The organism is Pseudomonas sp. Pdm06 (assembly GCF_014851795.1).
In the GTDB taxonomy this organism is placed as follows: Bacteria; Pseudomonadota; Gammaproteobacteria; order Pseudomonadales; family Pseudomonadaceae; genus Aquipseudomonas; species Aquipseudomonas fluorescens_AA.
Genome location: NZ_JACVAH010000004.1, coordinates 222,885 through 237,687, shown reverse-complemented (window position 1 = coordinate 237,687; position 14,803 = coordinate 222,885). Strand labels below are relative to the sequence as shown.

At 63.1% G+C, this 14,803-nt stretch carries 12 protein-coding genes; 3 read left to right on the top strand and 9 right to left on the bottom strand.

Going from position 1 to position 14,803, the window contains the following annotated elements; genetic code table 11:
- Positions 1-101 precede the first annotated feature (101 nt).
- The 6 genes from ycaC to IB266_RS08760 all read right to left on the bottom strand — a co-directional run bounded on the left by ycaC (position 102) and on the right by IB266_RS08760 (position 5,826).
- Complete coding sequence (ycaC, locus tag IB266_RS08785; protein WP_014337664.1) at positions 102-731, bottom strand: isochorismate family cysteine hydrolase YcaC; 630 nt, start codon at positions 729-731, stop codon at positions 102-104.
- 147 nt (positions 732-878) lie between these two features.
- Positions 879-2,717, bottom strand: coding sequence for an amidohydrolase (locus IB266_RS08780; protein WP_024617381.1), 1,839 nt, complete (start codon positions 2,715-2,717; stop codon positions 879-881).
- 118 nt (positions 2,718-2,835) lie between these two features.
- Entirely contained in the window at positions 2,836-3,471 is a 636-nt protein-coding gene (locus IB266_RS08775) for an antibiotic biosynthesis monooxygenase (protein ID WP_060741537.1), read from the bottom strand.
- Positions 3,464-3,877 (bottom strand): DoxX family protein, encoded by a 414-nt coding sequence (locus IB266_RS08770; RefSeq protein WP_192260935.1) that lies wholly within the window; start codon positions 3,875-3,877, stop codon positions 3,464-3,466. The genes IB266_RS08775 and IB266_RS08770 overlap by 8 nt, the downstream gene beginning before the upstream one ends.
- Positions 3,874-4,821 (bottom strand): LysR family transcriptional regulator, encoded by a 948-nt coding sequence (locus tag IB266_RS08765; RefSeq protein ID WP_060741535.1) that lies wholly within the window; start codon positions 4,819-4,821, stop codon positions 3,874-3,876. The genes IB266_RS08770 and IB266_RS08765 overlap by 4 nt, the downstream gene beginning before the upstream one ends.
- Positions 4,822-5,004: 183 nt before the next feature.
- On the bottom strand, positions 5,005-5,826 hold the full coding sequence (locus tag IB266_RS08760) for an alpha/beta fold hydrolase (protein ID WP_192260934.1): 822 nt from the start codon (positions 5,824-5,826) through the stop codon (positions 5,005-5,007).
- A 255-nt stretch (positions 5,827-6,081) separates the two neighbouring features.
- On the opposite strand from IB266_RS08760, the gene IB266_RS08755 reads away from it, so the two are divergent.
- Positions 6,082-8,886, top strand: coding sequence for an ATP-binding protein (locus IB266_RS08755; protein ID WP_192260933.1), 2,805 nt, complete (start codon positions 6,082-6,084; stop codon positions 8,884-8,886).
- Here the strand turns inward: IB266_RS08755 and IB266_RS08750 are convergent.
- Together IB266_RS08750 and IB266_RS08745 are read right to left on the bottom strand one after the other, a co-directional pair.
- A complete protein-coding gene (locus IB266_RS08750) occupies positions 8,833-10,323 on the bottom strand; it encodes an ATP-binding protein (RefSeq protein ID WP_192260932.1) in 1,491 nt (496 codons plus the stop codon). The two genes, IB266_RS08755 and IB266_RS08750, sit on opposite strands and share 54 nt — an antisense overlap.
- Positions 10,324-10,507: 184 nt before the next feature.
- Positions 10,508-11,458 carry a GlxA family transcriptional regulator gene (locus tag IB266_RS08745; RefSeq protein ID WP_192260931.1) on the bottom strand — a complete coding sequence of 317 codons (951 nt, stop codon included), beginning with the start codon at positions 11,456-11,458 and terminating at the stop codon, positions 10,508-10,510.
- A 312-nt stretch (positions 11,459-11,770) separates the two neighbouring features.
- On the opposite strand from IB266_RS08745, the gene IB266_RS08740 reads away from it, so the two are divergent.
- Positions 11,771-12,493, top strand: coding sequence for a pirin family protein (locus tag IB266_RS08740; protein ID WP_092167091.1), 723 nt, complete (start codon positions 11,771-11,773; stop codon positions 12,491-12,493).
- A gap of 582 nt (positions 12,494-13,075) precedes the next feature.
- Positions 13,076-13,489 (top strand): hypothetical protein, encoded by a 414-nt coding sequence (locus IB266_RS08735; protein WP_060741527.1) that lies wholly within the window; start codon positions 13,076-13,078, stop codon positions 13,487-13,489.
- Between the two features lie 86 nt (positions 13,490-13,575).
- Here IB266_RS08735 and IB266_RS08730 read toward each other — a convergent pair whose 3' ends face one another.
- Positions 13,576-14,619 carry a GlxA family transcriptional regulator gene (locus IB266_RS08730; protein WP_092167088.1) on the bottom strand — a complete coding sequence of 348 codons (1,044 nt, stop codon included), beginning with the start codon at positions 14,617-14,619 and terminating at the stop codon, positions 13,576-13,578.
- Positions 14,620-14,803: the final 184 nt, after the last annotated feature.

Sequence of the window (14,803 nt, the reverse complement as noted above, 5' to 3'; positions counted from 1 at the left end):
GGGAGCGAGCTTGCTCGCGATAGCGGCGGATCAGCTTGCAAGAACCTGATGCCAGGCACAAAAACGCCCGCACAAGGCGGGCGTCATTGAGCATGAATCGCTTACTTGGCCGTCAGCGCCGAGTAGCTGTTCATCAGGTTGCGGTAGTTCGGAATGCGCTGGGACAGCAGGTTGCCCAGGCCTTCGATGTCGTTGCGCCAGTCGCGGTGCAGCTCACAGGCCACCGAGAACCAGTTCATCATCTGCGCGCCGGCGGCGGTCATGCGGACCCAGGCGGCCTGTTGCACGGTTTCGTTGAACGTACCCGAGGCATCGGTCACGACGAACACGTCGAAACCTTCAGCCAGCGCCGACAGGGTCGGGAACGCTACGCAGACATCGGTGACCACGCCCGCGATGATCAATTGCTTGCGGCCGGTGGCCTTGATCGCCTTGACGAAATCTTCGTTGTCCCAGGCATTGATCTGGCCTGGACGCGGGATGTATGGCGCGTCCGGGAACATTTCCTTGAGCTCCGGCACGATCGGGCCGTTGGGGCCTTGTTCGAAGCTGGTGGTCAGAATGGTTGGCAGTTCGAAGAACTTCGCCAGATCGGCCAAGGCCAGCACGTTGTTCTTGAACTCGTTGGGCGAGAAGTCCTGGACCAGGGAAATCAGGCCGGTCTGGTGATCGACCAGCAGGACGACCGCGTCGTCTTTGTTCAGACGGTTATAGGCGGGAACGTTGCTCATGGGATGACTCCTTTGGGATGGATTGTGACAAAACCCTGGTGGGAGCGGGCTTGCTCGCGAAAGCGGTGTATCAGTCGACGAAAATGCTGAATGTCAGTCCGCATTCGCGAGCAAGCCCGCTCCCACAGGGGAATCTGTGTGTATCAGTCAGAAGGCAAAGCAGGAGCAGCCAAACGCCCCCCAGAAACCCTGGAAATCACTGACCGGAACGTTCGACAGTCGTGCCCGTTCATGGCTGTGGGCATGCACCGTGCACGGACCGCTGCACTGGTGGACCTGAGCCTGCAACGGCGAAGTCGGGCGCCAGTGGCCCGGGACCTTGACCACCGGTGACCAGTCAGGCAAAACCGGGACGCTGGCCGGGCCGAGTTTTTCGAAGTCACCGGCGGCGTACACCACCTTGCCGTCCACAACGGTCAGCACCGACTCGATCCACTTGATGGCTTCTTCCTCGACGCTGAAGAAGTCCGCGCTCAGGGCCGCCAGGTCCGCCAGTTGGCCGACCTTGATCTGGCCCTTCTTGCCCTGCTCCGACGAGAACCAGGCGCTGCCATGGGTAAACAGTTCCAACGCAGTCAGGCGCGGCAGGCCCTCTTCGTGCAACGAAAGACCACCGACCGTGCGGCCGCTGACCATCCAGTACAACGAGGTCCAGGGGTTGTAGCTGGAGACGCGGGTGGCATCGGTGCCGGCGCCCACCGGTACGCCTTCGGCCAACATGCGCTTGATCGGCGGCGTGGCTTCGGCGGCCTTGGCACCGTAGCGGTCGACGAAGTATTCGCCCTGGAAGGCCATGCGGTCCTGGATCGCAATGCCACCGCCCAGCGCCCGCACACGTTCGATGTTCTTCGGCGTGATGGTCTCGGCGTGGTCGAAGAACCACGGCAGGCCGTTGAACGGAATATCGCGGTTGACCTTCTCGAACACGTCGAGCATGCGGCTGATGGATTCGTCATAAGTGGCGTGCAAGCGGAATGGCCAGCGTTGCTCCACCAGGTGCCGGACCACCGGTTCCAGGTCCTGCTCCATGCCCGGCGGCAGGTCCGGACGCGGCTCCAGGAAGTCCTCGAAATCCGCCGCCGAGAACACCAGCATTTCCCCGGCGCCGTTGTGCCGCAGGAAATCGTCGCCCTGGTGCAGCTTGACGCTGCCGGTCCAGTTCTTGAAGTCGCTGAGTTCTTCCTTGGGCTTCTGGGTGAACAGGTTGTAGGCGATGCGCACCGTCAACTGCTGCTCGCGGGCCAACTGCTCGATCACCGCGTAGTCGTCCGGGTAGTTCTGGAAACCGCCGCCAGCGTCGATGGCGCTGGTCAGGCCCAGGCGATTGAGTTCCCGCATGAATTGGCGGGTGGAGTTGACCTGGTATTCCAGCGGCAGCTTTGGCCCTTTCGCCAACGTCGAGTAAAGGATCATCGCATTGGGCCGCGCCACCAGCATGCCGGTGGGCTCGCCCTTGCTGTCACGCACGATCTCGCCACCCGGCGGGTTCGGTGTGTCACGGGTATAGCCGGCGACCCGCAGCGCGGCGCGGTTGAGCAAGGCGCGGTCATACAGGTGCAATACGAATACCGGCGTATCGGGGGCCGCCTGGTTGAGTTCTTCCAGGGTCGGCATGCGCTTTTCGGCGAACTGGAATTCGTTCCAGCCCCCCACCACGCGCACCCACTGCGGCGTCGGCGTGCGGTCGGCCTGGTCCTTGAGCATGCGCAAGGCATCGGCCAGAGACGGCACGCCTTCCCAGCGCAGCTCCAGGTTGTAGTTCAGGCCACCACGGATCAGGTGCAAGTGCGAGTCGTTGAGGCCGGGGATAACGGTACGCCCCTTGAGGTCGATGACCTGGGTGCCGCTGCCCCGCAGGGCCATGGCCTCGGCATCGGTGCCTACCGCAACGAAGCGGCCCTGACTGATGGCGACTGCGCTGGCCCGAGGCTTCTCGCGGTCGACGGTATGGAATTGACCGTTGAATAGAATCAGATCGGCGTTCATCGGATTTCCTTCTGGATGAGTAGAGGCAAGGGACAGACGAGGCCAAAAAGCCGCCGCCGCGCTGAGCAGGGACCCGGCGGCCAGCAGTTGGCGGCGCAGCGGGTCGGTCGGATCGTCCTTATTGGCCATGGCCGGGCTCCAGGTGCTCATGGGTCTTGGGTTCCAGCCAAGGCGCGAACAGGCGTGTCGCCAAAGGCATGCACACATAGACCACCGAGAGCACGATGGTCAGCGTGATCAGGAACGTGGCGACCACGTAGTTGGACAGAAACGCGTTGAGCTGCAACAGCGGGCCCCAGAGCAACGGCACCAGCAAGGTGTGCGGCAGGATGACCAGCAGCGTCACCACCGATTGCTTCCAACGCGGCGGTGGTGTGGCGGCATCGGCCAGCGGGGCGAACCAGAATTCCTTGTGGGAGGCGACCTCAGTCTGGTCGCCATCGGCCAGCAGCGGCGCGGCCTCTTCCACCAGTTCGCGGCGCTCGGGCGAATCCAGCCAGCGTTGCATGGCCTCGGTGGAGCAGAACCGCAGCACACAGGTGAACAGCGACAATCCGCCCTGCTTGCCCCGCACCACATCCACCCCCAGATGCCCCGGCCACTGGCCAGCCACGCTGACGATGCGCCGCAACCAGGCTTCATAGGCATCATCCTGGCCGGCCTTGATCCGGTGCTTGACCACCAGGGTCACGATTTCATCGAGGCCGGGTTTGGCCGGGCTCCCAGGAGAGTCGATGGTTTGAGATTCAGACATGGCGAAGCACTCCAACAAAACGCGTGTTCAGCGCCAGGCGCCCGGGCCCGGCGATCAATACGCTGGTAAATATGATCAACAGCAACCAACCGAACTGCCCCTCTTCCAGGCTCCACTGCGGATGCACCACCAGCAGCGCCACAGCCAGCAGAAACAGGATGGGCAAGCACGCCAGGCGCACCAGCACACCGGCCATGATCAGCAGCGGACACAGCACCTCGGCGAAAATCGCCAGGATCAGGGTGGGCGCCGCCCCCAGGTGAAAGGGGTCTTCGATCCGGGTCAGCTCGACGCTGTAGTGCAACAGCTTCGGCAGCCCATGGACCCACAGCAGGAACAACCCGCCGCTCAGGCGCAGGAACAACAAACCCAGGTCCTGCCACGGGCGTTCATCGGTCATGTTCATCGGTGGGCTCCGTCCGGGGCGGCCGAGGCCGCGGCCGGCAAGGGTTGGGACATGTGGCTGGCAATGCGCGAGCGCAGCCAGCGCTCGGCCGGGTCGTTGTCATGCACGCCGCTCCAGACCATCGACAGTTCAGCCGCATTGATCTCGAACGGCGGGTCCTCGGCACGCAGCGCGCAGCCTTCCACCAGCGCGCAGGCGGCATAGTCGGGCACGGTGGCGATCAGCTCGGTGCCGGCCAGCAAAGCTCGCAGCCCGCTGAATTGCGGCACCGCCAGCACCACTTTGCGGGTCCGGCCGATGCGGGCCAGGTCCAGGTCGATGTTGCCGCTCAAATCGCCCGAAAACGAAACCATGGCGTGGGGCCGCGAGCAGTACTCGTCCAGGGTCAGCGGCCCCGGGCGCTTGTCGCCACGCAAGACCTTGCAAGGAATGTCCCGCAGTTTCTTGCGTTTGGCATTGGCCGGCAGATCGGTGGTGTAGCTCACGCCGACGCTGATTTCACCGCTGGCCAGCAGCGACGACATCAGCAGGAAATTGGCCCGGCGCACCACCACGATGATCCCCGGCGCCTCTTCGCGCAGTTGGCTCAGCAATGGCGGAAACAGGCCGAATTCGGCATCGTCGGACAGCCCGATGCGAAACACATCGCAACTGGTGGATGGGTCGAACGCCTTGGCCCGGCTGACCGCGCCGGAGATGGTGTCCATGGCCGGTTGCAACTCTCGCAGGATCGCCAGGGCTCGTGGGGTCGGTTCCATGCCACGACCGTGACGGATCAGCAACGGGTCGTCGAACAGATCCCGCAGCCGCCCCAGCGCCGCGCTCACCGCCGGCTGGCCCATGAACAGCTTTTCGGCGACGCGGGTCAGGTTTTTCTCGAACATCAGCGCCTCGAAGATCACCAGCAGGTTCATGTCGAGACGGCGTAAATCGTTGCGGTTCATCGGTTTTTTGGTCCTGTTGAATGCCAAGGGTTGGTGGAGTCCCTGTGGGAGCGGGCTTGCTCGCGAAGGCGCACCGACATTCAACATCTTCGTCGACTGACACACCGCTTTCGCGAGCAAGCCCGCTCCCACATGAAATCTGTGCTTGCCTCATAGCATCAGGGCAAGCCCGGCACCTCCCCTTCAGCCCCGGATGAACGCCAGCAGGTCCGCGTTCAGCCGGTCCTTGTGGGTATCGGTCAGGCCATGGGGCGCGCCCGGGTACACCAGCAACTGCGAGTTCTTCAGCAATTTGGCGGCGGCGATGCCGGCGGTTTCGATGGGGACCACCTGGTCGTCATCGCCATGGACCACCAGGGTCGGCACGTCGATGTTGCGCAGGTCTTCGGAAAGATCAGTCTCCGAGAACGCTTTGATGCAGTCGTAGGCGTTCTTGTGGCCGGCGAGCATGCCCTGCATCCAGAACCAGTCGATCATGCCTTGGGAGACTTTGGCGCCCGGACGATTGGCACCGAAAAACGCGCTGGCCACATCTTTGTATAGCTGAGAGCGGTCGGCCAGGGAGGCCTGGCGGAAACCGTCGAAGACTTCGATGGGCAAGCCGCCAGGATTGGCCGCAGTCCTGACCATCAGCGGCGTCACCGCCGAGATCAGGCCGAGCTTGGCAACCCGGGCGGCGCCATGGCGACCGATGTAGCGCGCCACTTCGCCACCGCCGGTGGAGAAGCCGAGCAGCACCGCATCCTTCAAGTCCAAGCGTTCGATCAGCTCGGCCAGGTCATCGGCGTAGGTGTCCATGTCGTTGCCGTCCCAGGGCTGGCTGGAACGCCCGTGTCCACGGCGGTCATGGGCGATCACCCGATAGCCGTGGGACGCCAGGAACATCATCTGCGCCTCCCAACTGTCCGAGTTCAACGGCCAGCCGTGGCTGAAGACCACCGGTTGACCACTGCCCCAATCCTTGTAGTAGATCTCGGTGCCGTCGCGGGTGATGAAGGTGCTCATGACATGACTCCTTGAGGTGGGTGGATCGCTTTATGGTCTGGTCAGAGGGGGCATGGGCGTGAGTTAAACGTTGTTAATTTTTTCGGGACGAGGGTGTTAAAAACCTGCTTTTGTGGCGAGGGAGCTTGCTCCCTCGCCACAGGGCCCGACGGCTGGAAGGCTGGGAGCAGAACCCGCGCCGTTGCGCTTGAAGCCAAACCTGAGGAATATGCTCGGGTAAAGCCCAGGCATCGGGCCCAGGACATCGAGAGCACCATGAGCCATTACCTCAGCCTGCCCGTCGAACAGACGGTGCATTTCGGCCCTTACCGGGTCCATCCGCGCCAGCGCCTGGTGCTGGAGGGCGAGCAACCGTTGCGCCTGGGACGGCGGGCCGTGGAAATTCTGCTGGTGTTGCTCGAACACGCAGGCGAGGTGGTGAGCAAGCAGCAACTGATCGCCCGGGTCTGGCCCAGGAGCGTGGTGGAAGACACCAACCTGCGCGTACACGTCGCGGCACTGCGCAAGGCCCTCGGGGACGGCCAGGCCGGGCAGCGCTACATCGTCACCGTGGCGCAGCGCGGCTACAGCTTTGTCGCGCCGGTGTCATTCGGATCCCTCGACCCATTGGCGCGCATTCCTCATCCGTCCCTGGCGCGCAACCTGCCGCTGCAGCGCACACGCCTGATCGGACGCCAGGCCCTGGTGGAAAACCTGGTGACCCAGTTGCCCCGAAAGCGTTTCATAACCCTGGTCGGCACCGGTGGCATCGGCAAGACCACCGTCGCCCTGCGGGTCGCTGAACGGCTGATCGGCCACTACCGTGACGGCACCCATCTGCTGGACCTGGCATCGCTCAACGATGCGGCCATGATCGTCCCCAACCTGTGCGCATTGCTCGACCTGCCGCTGCAGGACGGTGATCCGCTGGACACCGTCGCCCGACCGCTCAAAGAGCGGCACCTGCTGCTGGTGATCGACAACTGCGAGCACCTGATCGACGCCATCGCCCAGCTCAGCGAGACCTTGCTGCGCGGCGCTCCTCACCTGCACATCCTGGCCACCAGCCGCGAAGGCCTGCGCGCCGAAGGCGAATACGTGCAGCGCCTGGATGCCCTGGCATTCCCACCCCGGGAAATGCCCATCGAGGGTTACCCCGCCCTGGAGTACCCGGCGCTGCAACTGTTTGCCGAGCGTGCGATGGCCAGCCGTGACGACTTCGAACTGACCGACCGCGAGGTGCCGTTGGTGGTCGACATCTGCCAGCGGCTGGACGGGATTCCCCTGGCCATCGAGCTGGCCGCCGGACAAATCGGCCGCTTCAGCCTCGAAGCACTGCACCGGCAACTGCAAGACAACGTCGCCCTGCTCCACAACGACACCGGCGCCGCCCCGCGCCAGCAAACCCTGCGCGCCACACTGGACTGGAGCTTCGCGCTGCTCACGACCTGCGAGCAGACCTGCCTGCGACGGCTGGCGGTGTTCATGGGCAGTTTCAACCTGGCCTCGGCCGCGGCGGTGATCGTCGGCCAGCATGTCGCACCCGACCAGGTGCTGGTGTCGGTCAGCCAGTTGGTCGCCAAATCGTTGCTCAACGTCGAGATCGGCGATGAAGAGGTGCGCTATCGCCTGCTGGACACCACCCGCCGTTATGCCTTGGAAAAACTGGCCGAAGCCGGGGAACTGGCGGCCAGCCAGGAACGCCACGCCGAACGCTGCCTGGCGCTCATGGGGCAAGCGGAAAACGATTGGGAGAACACCCCCACCCGACTGTGGATCGCCCGTTACGCCGACTATCGCGACGACATCCGCGCGGCGCTCGACCGCGGCTTGAGCCCGCAGGGTTCACACGCCGTGGCGATCCGCCTGACCGCCCGCACCCTGCCCCTCTGGCAGGAGCTGTCGCTGCTCAAGGAGCACGGCCTCTACGTCAACAAGGCGCTGCAATTGTTGCGGGCCAGCCCCACACCATGCCCACGTTTGACCCTGGCCCTGGAGCTGGCCCACGCCAGTTTCAACTACCACACCGAGGGTGGCACGCCAGCCACGGTCCGTGCCTTCGCCACCGCCCGGCAACTGGCCCGGCAATGCCAGGACCTGGCCAGCGAACTGCGGGCCGTGTCCGGGCAAATGACCGTGGACCTCAGCTGCGGCAACTACCAACAGGCCCTGGCCCACAGCCTGGATTTCGACCGGCTCGGTTTGCAGGGCGACCCGATCCTGTCCTTGAGCACTCAACGCCTGCGGGTGCTGGCGCTGCATTTCACCGGCGACCAGGGCGCGGCGCGACGTGAGGCCGAACAGGTGATCCAGCGCCTGGCCCAGAGCGGCCACCTCAGCCGCTTCAGCCACGGCTTCGGCGTGCAATACGACCAGAGCGTGGCCGCGCTGACGATTCTGGCGCGCATCCTCTGGCTGCAAGGTTTTGCCGAGAAAGCCCGGCGTACCGCCAACCTGGCGCTGCAGATCGCCTTGCAGATCAACCACGGCATTTCGATCTGCTACACCTTGGCGCTGACCGGTTGCGTGATCGCCCACTACACCGGCGATCATCAGACTGCCCGGGAAAGGCTCGAGCTGTTGAAACAGCAGGCCAAGAAACATTCGGTGATGCTGTTCCATGACTGGGCCTGTCATTACGACAGCGTATTCAATGACCAGCCCCTGGAGACGAGCCCGACAAACGGGCTGATCCAGGACATCGCCGTCACCCTGCGCCCTGGCGTTGTCAGTCCGGCGCAACTGGAACGGGCCCGCAGTGGCGCCGCGGGCTGGTGTTCGGCGGAGCTCCTGCGAGCCGGCGCCGAAACCTGGCTGGCGCGGAACGAGCCGTCCCTCGAAGGCCCCGCCGAAACGCAACTGCTGGCCGCCCTGGCCGTCGCCCGTCGTCATCATGCCCTGGCCTGGGAACTGCGCAGCGCCACGTCCCTGGCCCGCTTGTGGCAGCGCCGCGGGCAAGTCCAAGCCGCGCAGGAACTGCTCGGGCCGGTCTACCAACGCTTCAGCGAGGGGTTCAACACCCCCGACCTATTGGAAGCCGGCGCGCTGCTCCAGGGGCTGACTCGCCGGTTGGGGCCTTGAATGGCCCGCGCCCCAAGCGCCTTGCAGCACATAACGCCGATGAAACACGGGCCACTGACCACTGCGCCGCAATTTGTCCAGGGCATAGGCGCGAGTGGTGTGCAGCAGTCGAAAACGTACTCCGTCGGCCAGCGGCTCGACCATCAGCAATGACACGCTCGCCAGCCGCAATAGCACCGAGGGCAATTGCCCGACACTCAGTTCAGCGCAACTGATCACTGCCAGCGCCGCCCTGAGCGTAAACGGCCCCTCGAACACCGCCAGGCGCTGGAACACGGTTTGTTCGTCAGCACTCAAACGCTCGACACTCGAATCCAGCACGGCCTCCAGGCTTCGATGCCGGGCCACCGCCGTACGTCGCCCGTGGCTCAAGACTGACAAGCCGTAATCCAATTGTTCGAGGACCCCCGCCAGCCCCAAGGCGTCGACCTGGGCCGCCGCCAGTTCCAGCGCCAGCGGCAAGCCGTCCAGGCGCTGGCAGATCTGGGCCAGGATCACCCCGTCGCGGCCAACGGGCTGGAAACCCTGTTGCCGGGCGCCCACCCGCTCGATCAACAACTGCACCGCCGGGCACGCCACGATCTGGTGCTCGGGTTCCAGGGGCGATGCCACGGCCAGGCCCGGCAGCGGCACGATCTTTTCGCCCGGGAGGGCCAGGGGCTCGCGACTGCTGCACAACAGCGACACCCCGGGCGCTGCCGTAGCCAATGCCTGGGCCAATTCCCGACAGGCATCGAGCACGTGCTCGCAACCGTCGAGCACCAGCAACATGCGACAGGACTCAAGGCGCCGGCCCAAAGAACCGGGGGCCAGGCCCAGCGTGCCGGCCACCCGCGCCATCACCTGTGAAGAGTCGCTGACGTCCGCCAGGTCAACGAACCAGGCCCCGTCGTCAAAGTGCTCAAGCAGCAGCTCCGCCACCCGCAACACCACGGTGGTCTTGCCGCCCCCACCCGGGCCGCTCACGGTGGTCAGGGCTTGACGGGGCACTTGCGCCAGCAGCCGTCCCAGGACTCTGTCGCGGCCGATCACCGGGCTCAAGCGCGTGGGCAGGTTGTGCCGCTCGGCCCTGGGACTCAAAGGCGACTCAACGCCTTCTTGCACCACCAGGGGCATCGCCAGGCAATAGCCTTGTCGCGGATGGTTGAGGATATAGCGAGCGCCATCCCGCCCATCGCCGAAGGCTCGCCGCAGCGCCGCGATGTGCACCCGCAGGTTGATGGCTTCCACGACGCTGTCAGGCCAGACGTGGGCGATGAGGGTTTGCTTGCTGACGTAGTGGCCGGCGTGCTCCACCAGTACCTGCAGAACATCCAGGGCCCGGCCACCCAGCGCGAGGGGCTGGCCGTCACGGGTGACCAGCCGTTGCTGCCGGTAGAAGGCGAACGGACCGAAGCCTACCGCCGGCTCGCTATCGGGTTTGACGAAACTGTTCATGGGCGATCCAGCGCCGGATAACCGGGGCGGGCGTCAGCGTGCGGATCACCGAACACGTCTGCCCCGGGCTCCTGCGCATCCTTTCCAAAGGGTTCGCCGTTATCTTGGCAGGCGCAGGCCTCAGGACAATGCTGGCACTGGGAGCGTCACGGACATCACGGTGCCCTGGACGGACACCGACGCCTCAACTGAACTGCTGACGATATTGCACCGGGGTCAGACCGAGCTTTTCACCGAACAAAAAGCGCATGTGCCGCACACTGCCGAAGCCGCTGCGAAACGCCACGGTCTTGAGCGGCAGGTCAGTGGTTTCCAGCAGCTGACGCGCCCGATCGATGCGCGCGCCCTGCAGGAACTCCATAGGCGTCATCTTCACTTCACGGGCAAAGACCCGGGCGAAATGCCGCGCGCTCATGGAAGCCAAGGCGGCCATGCGCTCAATGGTGAAGGGTTCTTCCAGGTGCTCCATCACATGATTCTGCACCCGGGTAATGGCCGATTCCTGCGTCGACACCGCCGCCACCGAGGGGCTGAACTGTGCCTGGCCGCCCTGGCGCTTCATCACCACCAGCAACACCTTGGCCACGTCCAACGCGACTTTGCGGCCGTGGTCCTGGGCCACGATGGACAGGGCCAGGTCGATCCCGGCGGTGACACCGCCCGAGGTGATCAGGCGGCGGTCCTGCAGGAAGATCTTGTCGGTTTCCACCAGGGCCTTGGGGAAACGTTGTATCAGGCGTTCGGTGTAATGCCAGTGGGTCGTGACGCGATAACCGTCGAGCAAGCCCGCCTCACCGAGCACGAAGGCACCGGTGCAGATGGAGCCGTAGCGCGTAGCCCGTTGCGCCGCGGCCCGCAGCCAGGTGTGCAGCCCCGGATGCCGGTCGTTATAGGCCCCCGGCCCACCCGGCACCAGCAACACGTCATAGGCTGCCCATGCCTGGTCGATATGGATATCGGCCTGCACCGCCACACCGTTGGACGCTCGCAACGGCCCGCGCTCGGTACCCAGGGTCAGCAGTTGATAACGCAGGTCCCCTTCGAGGTAACGATTGGCGATGGAAAACACTTCCAGAGGCCCGGCCATGTCGAGCAGCAAAAAATCCGGGAACAGCACCATTGCAACGGTTTTCATTAAAAAGACGCCAAAAAAATCCAGAAACCATAAATGCCCCCCGGTGGGAGCGAGCTTGCTCGCGATAGCGGTGTGTCAGTTACATCAATTCCAACTGATCCGACGCTATCGCGAGCAAGCTCGCTCCCACAGGGTTTATCGTCAGCATTATGGCGAAGCCAGGCATCCGCCGGTAGGCATTCTCGATTGTCCACTACAAGTAGACAGTCTTTCGTTTTCCACCTGCTTATTGAACTTAAAGATAACCATTAACCTTCTTCTGAACCCGGCGAACGGCCCCAGCCGCCGCCCATAGACATCAGGAGAATCATCATGCTGACCCTTCGCAAAGCTTCGGACCGCGGCATTGCCCGCCACGGCTGGCTGACCTCGTTCCACACCTTCTCGTTCGCCAGCTACCGCAACCTCAACGAACAGGGCTTCTCCGACCTGTTGGTCATCAACGACGACCGGGTCGCCGCAGCCAAGGGTTTCGGCCAGCATCCCCACCGGGATATGGAGATCTTTTCCTACGTGCTTGAAGGGGCGCTGGAACACAAGGACACCCTGGGCACGGGCTCGGTCATCCGCCCCGGTGACGTGCAGTTGATGAGCGCCGGCAGCGGCGTGGCCCACAGCGAGTTCAACCACAGTGCGGACGAGCCGGTGCACTTCCTGCAGATCTGGATCGTGCCCAACGTCAGTGGCGCCACGCCACGCTATCAACAGGAGCATTTCAGCAGCGAGCAGAAACGCGGTCGCCTGCAATTGATCATCTCCCCGGACGGCGCCGACGGCTCGCTCCAGGTGCGCCAGGATGCACGGGTCTACGCTGGGCTGTTTGATGGTGAGCAAAGCGCCACCTTGACCCTGGCCGCGGATCGCTATGCCTACGTGCACGTGGCCCGAGGCGCTGTCGAGCTCAACGGCGTGCAGTTACAGGAAGGTGATGGTGTGCGGGTGCGCGAGGAGCAGGTCCTGACCTTGAGTCACGGCCAGGATGCCGAGGTGCTCGTGTTCGATCTGCGGCCGCAGGAACTGCCACAGATGCCATGAGGCTATGAAGCAACCTGTAGACCCTGTGGGAGCGAGCTTGCTCGCGATGGCGTCAGGTCAGCCGATACTCATTTAGCTGACCCTCCGCCATCGCGAGCAAGCTCGCTCCCACAATGGGTGTTTCACAATGGCGCCTCCACATTGAATGGATGGCAGCCCGCCCCCGTGCGGTATGGCGCAGGTCCGCGTGGGTGACCCGCCAGACCTATCTGCGTCGGGCGATTCTTTTGCATTGATGTTCGATTTCCCTTTCGGGACAGAAAAAAGCTCGAAAGTCCTGAAACCGTGATTACCGACGCAGCTCAGACGAAAAACTTCTAAAAAAAGTCAGGCGATTGGACGAATTCAAGCTTTGATCTAATTGGAGCTGCGGTGCGTCTCGGACAGGTCCCAATGCCCAGCTGAAATGCGCTTTGTCTGTTGCCACGAGCCAGAGGGATCTATAAAGTTCCCGAAAGGTTTTCGTTTCTGACCGACGGTCATCGCGACTGCCCGAAGTCAATTGACCCAATGCATGAGCCTCGGCAAAATGATTTCACTTTGCCATTGTTATTCCTGACTTGCTTATTCACGGAAGAAAGCATGAAAACCGTCATATCCCTCGCTTTAATCTCGATTGCGTGTAGTGCGGTCGCGGAAGTTCAGAACATCAAATACCTTTACGATGATTCGGATGCCGTGTACTCCATCGTGTCGTTTATCGACAGCGGCTCAGCCATCCAGGCCACCGTACAGAGATCGGGGGCTTACTTCACCAACTACACAAAACTCGAACTCGATTGCGCCAGCCGCAATGTACGGCACATGGGGATGTACAACAGCCTCGCAGTGCTGGAAAAAGCCCAGTTCGACCAGATGCAAGGGCGAATCATCGACGGTTCGATAGCCGACGAAGTAGGCAAGGTGCTGTGCAAGGAGACGACTTTGACCGCATCACAAGCCGCTCCGCAAACCGAAGACCTGCCCACCGAAACACAAACCGACGATAACAGTTGATTTGTGTCCGTGATGCGGGAGCTTGCTCCCGCTGAGCAGCATAGCCCTCCCGCCCCAAAAACTCACTTCCCGATCCCGCAGCGTCTTCAGCGCAAGGCTTGCTTGCGCTCCGATTTCGAACGGTAACTGCCAGGCGGCACACCAAAGAAATCCCGGAAACGACGCTGGAAGTGCGGGGAGCTGACGAAGCCTGTCGCCACGGCGATTTCGGTCACGGACCGATTGGTTTGCTGGATGAGTTGACGAGCACGCGTCAGGCGCAGCTCCAGGTAATAGCGCGTCGGGGTCGCGCCGAGAAAACTGCAGAACCGTCGCTCCAACTGGCGCTTGGAAATCTTCACGCACGCCGCCAGCTCATCGATGGTCAAGGGCTCCTCTACGTTCTGCCACATCAGCTCCAACGCCAACTTGAGGCTTTCCGGCAGCGTCGGGTCGGTCTCGACGAAAACCGGTGGCAAGTCCGTCGCATCGTCGCCTGACTCATCACAACGCAGAATTTCCTCGATGGCCCCCACCAGCGCCGCTCCGCCCGTCTGGCGAATCAATTGGAGCATCATGCGCAGCGAACTGTTGGCGCCCGCGCAACTGACCCGCTCCCGATCCACCACATAGGCCCGGCTGGACACCTTCACATGGGGAAACACCTCCACCATCATGGCGCGGCTTTCCGGGTGGACAGCGCATTCGAAACCATCCAACAGATTGGCATCGGCAACGAAGAAGACACCGTTCCACAACCCGCCCAGGATCGCCCCGGACGCCGCATTGGCGCGCAGCTTGCGGCGCAGCAAGGGATGACCTTGCAACTTCACGCGAAAGCCCCCGGCGACAATCAGCACGTCCTGGTTCTCCGGCATCTGCGCCAGTTCGATGTCCGTCGAGATGACAATGCCCAGGTCGCTCGTCACCTGCCCACCTGAAACCCCCACCGTCAGCACCTCGTAGAGGGGCATGTCGCTCATCAGGTTGGCGGTCACCAGGGCGTCCACCGCACCGGTGAAGGACATCATCGAGAAGTTGTCCATCAATACAAACGCGACGCGGATCGGCGCCTCGCTGGCGGACGCCGCTCCGAGCGGTCGATAAGCCATGTTCTTGTTCTTGAGTACGCTCTCGAATGCGCTTGGCATAGGGCCTCGTTAATACATTAAAGACGATGAGGATTTGCTGCACGTGGGTGCCCGAGCCGCAGGGCAAACCACGCTATCTTCCAGACTAGTCAAGCCGCCTGCAATCGCGCCTACGCCCTCTACCGATCGTCCCGCGCCAAAATGGCCAGCCTCAAGTGCCTACGACTTTGGTCGATACAGTGGC

Bases quoted from the DNA above. Each gene is read 5' to 3' on its own strand.
- ycaC (WP_014337664.1), bottom strand. From the start codon at position 731: ATGAGCAACGTTCCCGCCTATAACCGTCTGAACAAAGACGACGCGGTC.
- IB266_RS08780 (WP_024617381.1), bottom strand. From the start codon at position 2,717: ATGAACGCCGATCTGATTCTATTCAACGGTCAATTCCATACCGTCGAC.
- IB266_RS08775 (WP_060741537.1), bottom strand. From the start codon at position 3,471: ATGTCTGAATCTCAAACCATCGACTCTCCTGGGAGCCCGGCCAAACCC.
- IB266_RS08770 (WP_192260935.1), bottom strand. From the start codon at position 3,877: ATGAACATGACCGATGAACGCCCGTGGCAGGACCTGGGTTTGTTGTTC.
- IB266_RS08765 (WP_060741535.1), bottom strand. From the start codon at position 4,821: ATGAACCGCAACGATTTACGCCGTCTCGACATGAACCTGCTGGTGATC.
- IB266_RS08760 (WP_192260934.1), bottom strand. From the start codon at position 5,826: ATGAGCACCTTCATCACCCGCGACGGCACCGAGATCTACTACAAGGAT.
- IB266_RS08755 (WP_192260933.1), top strand. From the start codon at position 6,082: ATGAGCCATTACCTCAGCCTGCCCGTCGAACAGACGGTGCATTTCGGC.
- IB266_RS08750 (WP_192260932.1), bottom strand. From the start codon at position 10,323: ATGAACAGTTTCGTCAAACCCGATAGCGAGCCGGCGGTAGGCTTCGGT.
- IB266_RS08745 (WP_192260931.1), bottom strand. From the start codon at position 11,458: ATGAAAACCGTTGCAATGGTGCTGTTCCCGGATTTTTTGCTGCTCGAC.
- IB266_RS08740 (WP_092167091.1), top strand. From the start codon at position 11,771: ATGCTGACCCTTCGCAAAGCTTCGGACCGCGGCATTGCCCGCCACGGC.
- IB266_RS08735 (WP_060741527.1), top strand. From the start codon at position 13,076: ATGAAAACCGTCATATCCCTCGCTTTAATCTCGATTGCGTGTAGTGCG.
- IB266_RS08730 (WP_092167088.1), bottom strand. From the start codon at position 14,619: ATGCCAAGCGCATTCGAGAGCGTACTCAAGAACAAGAACATGGCTTAT.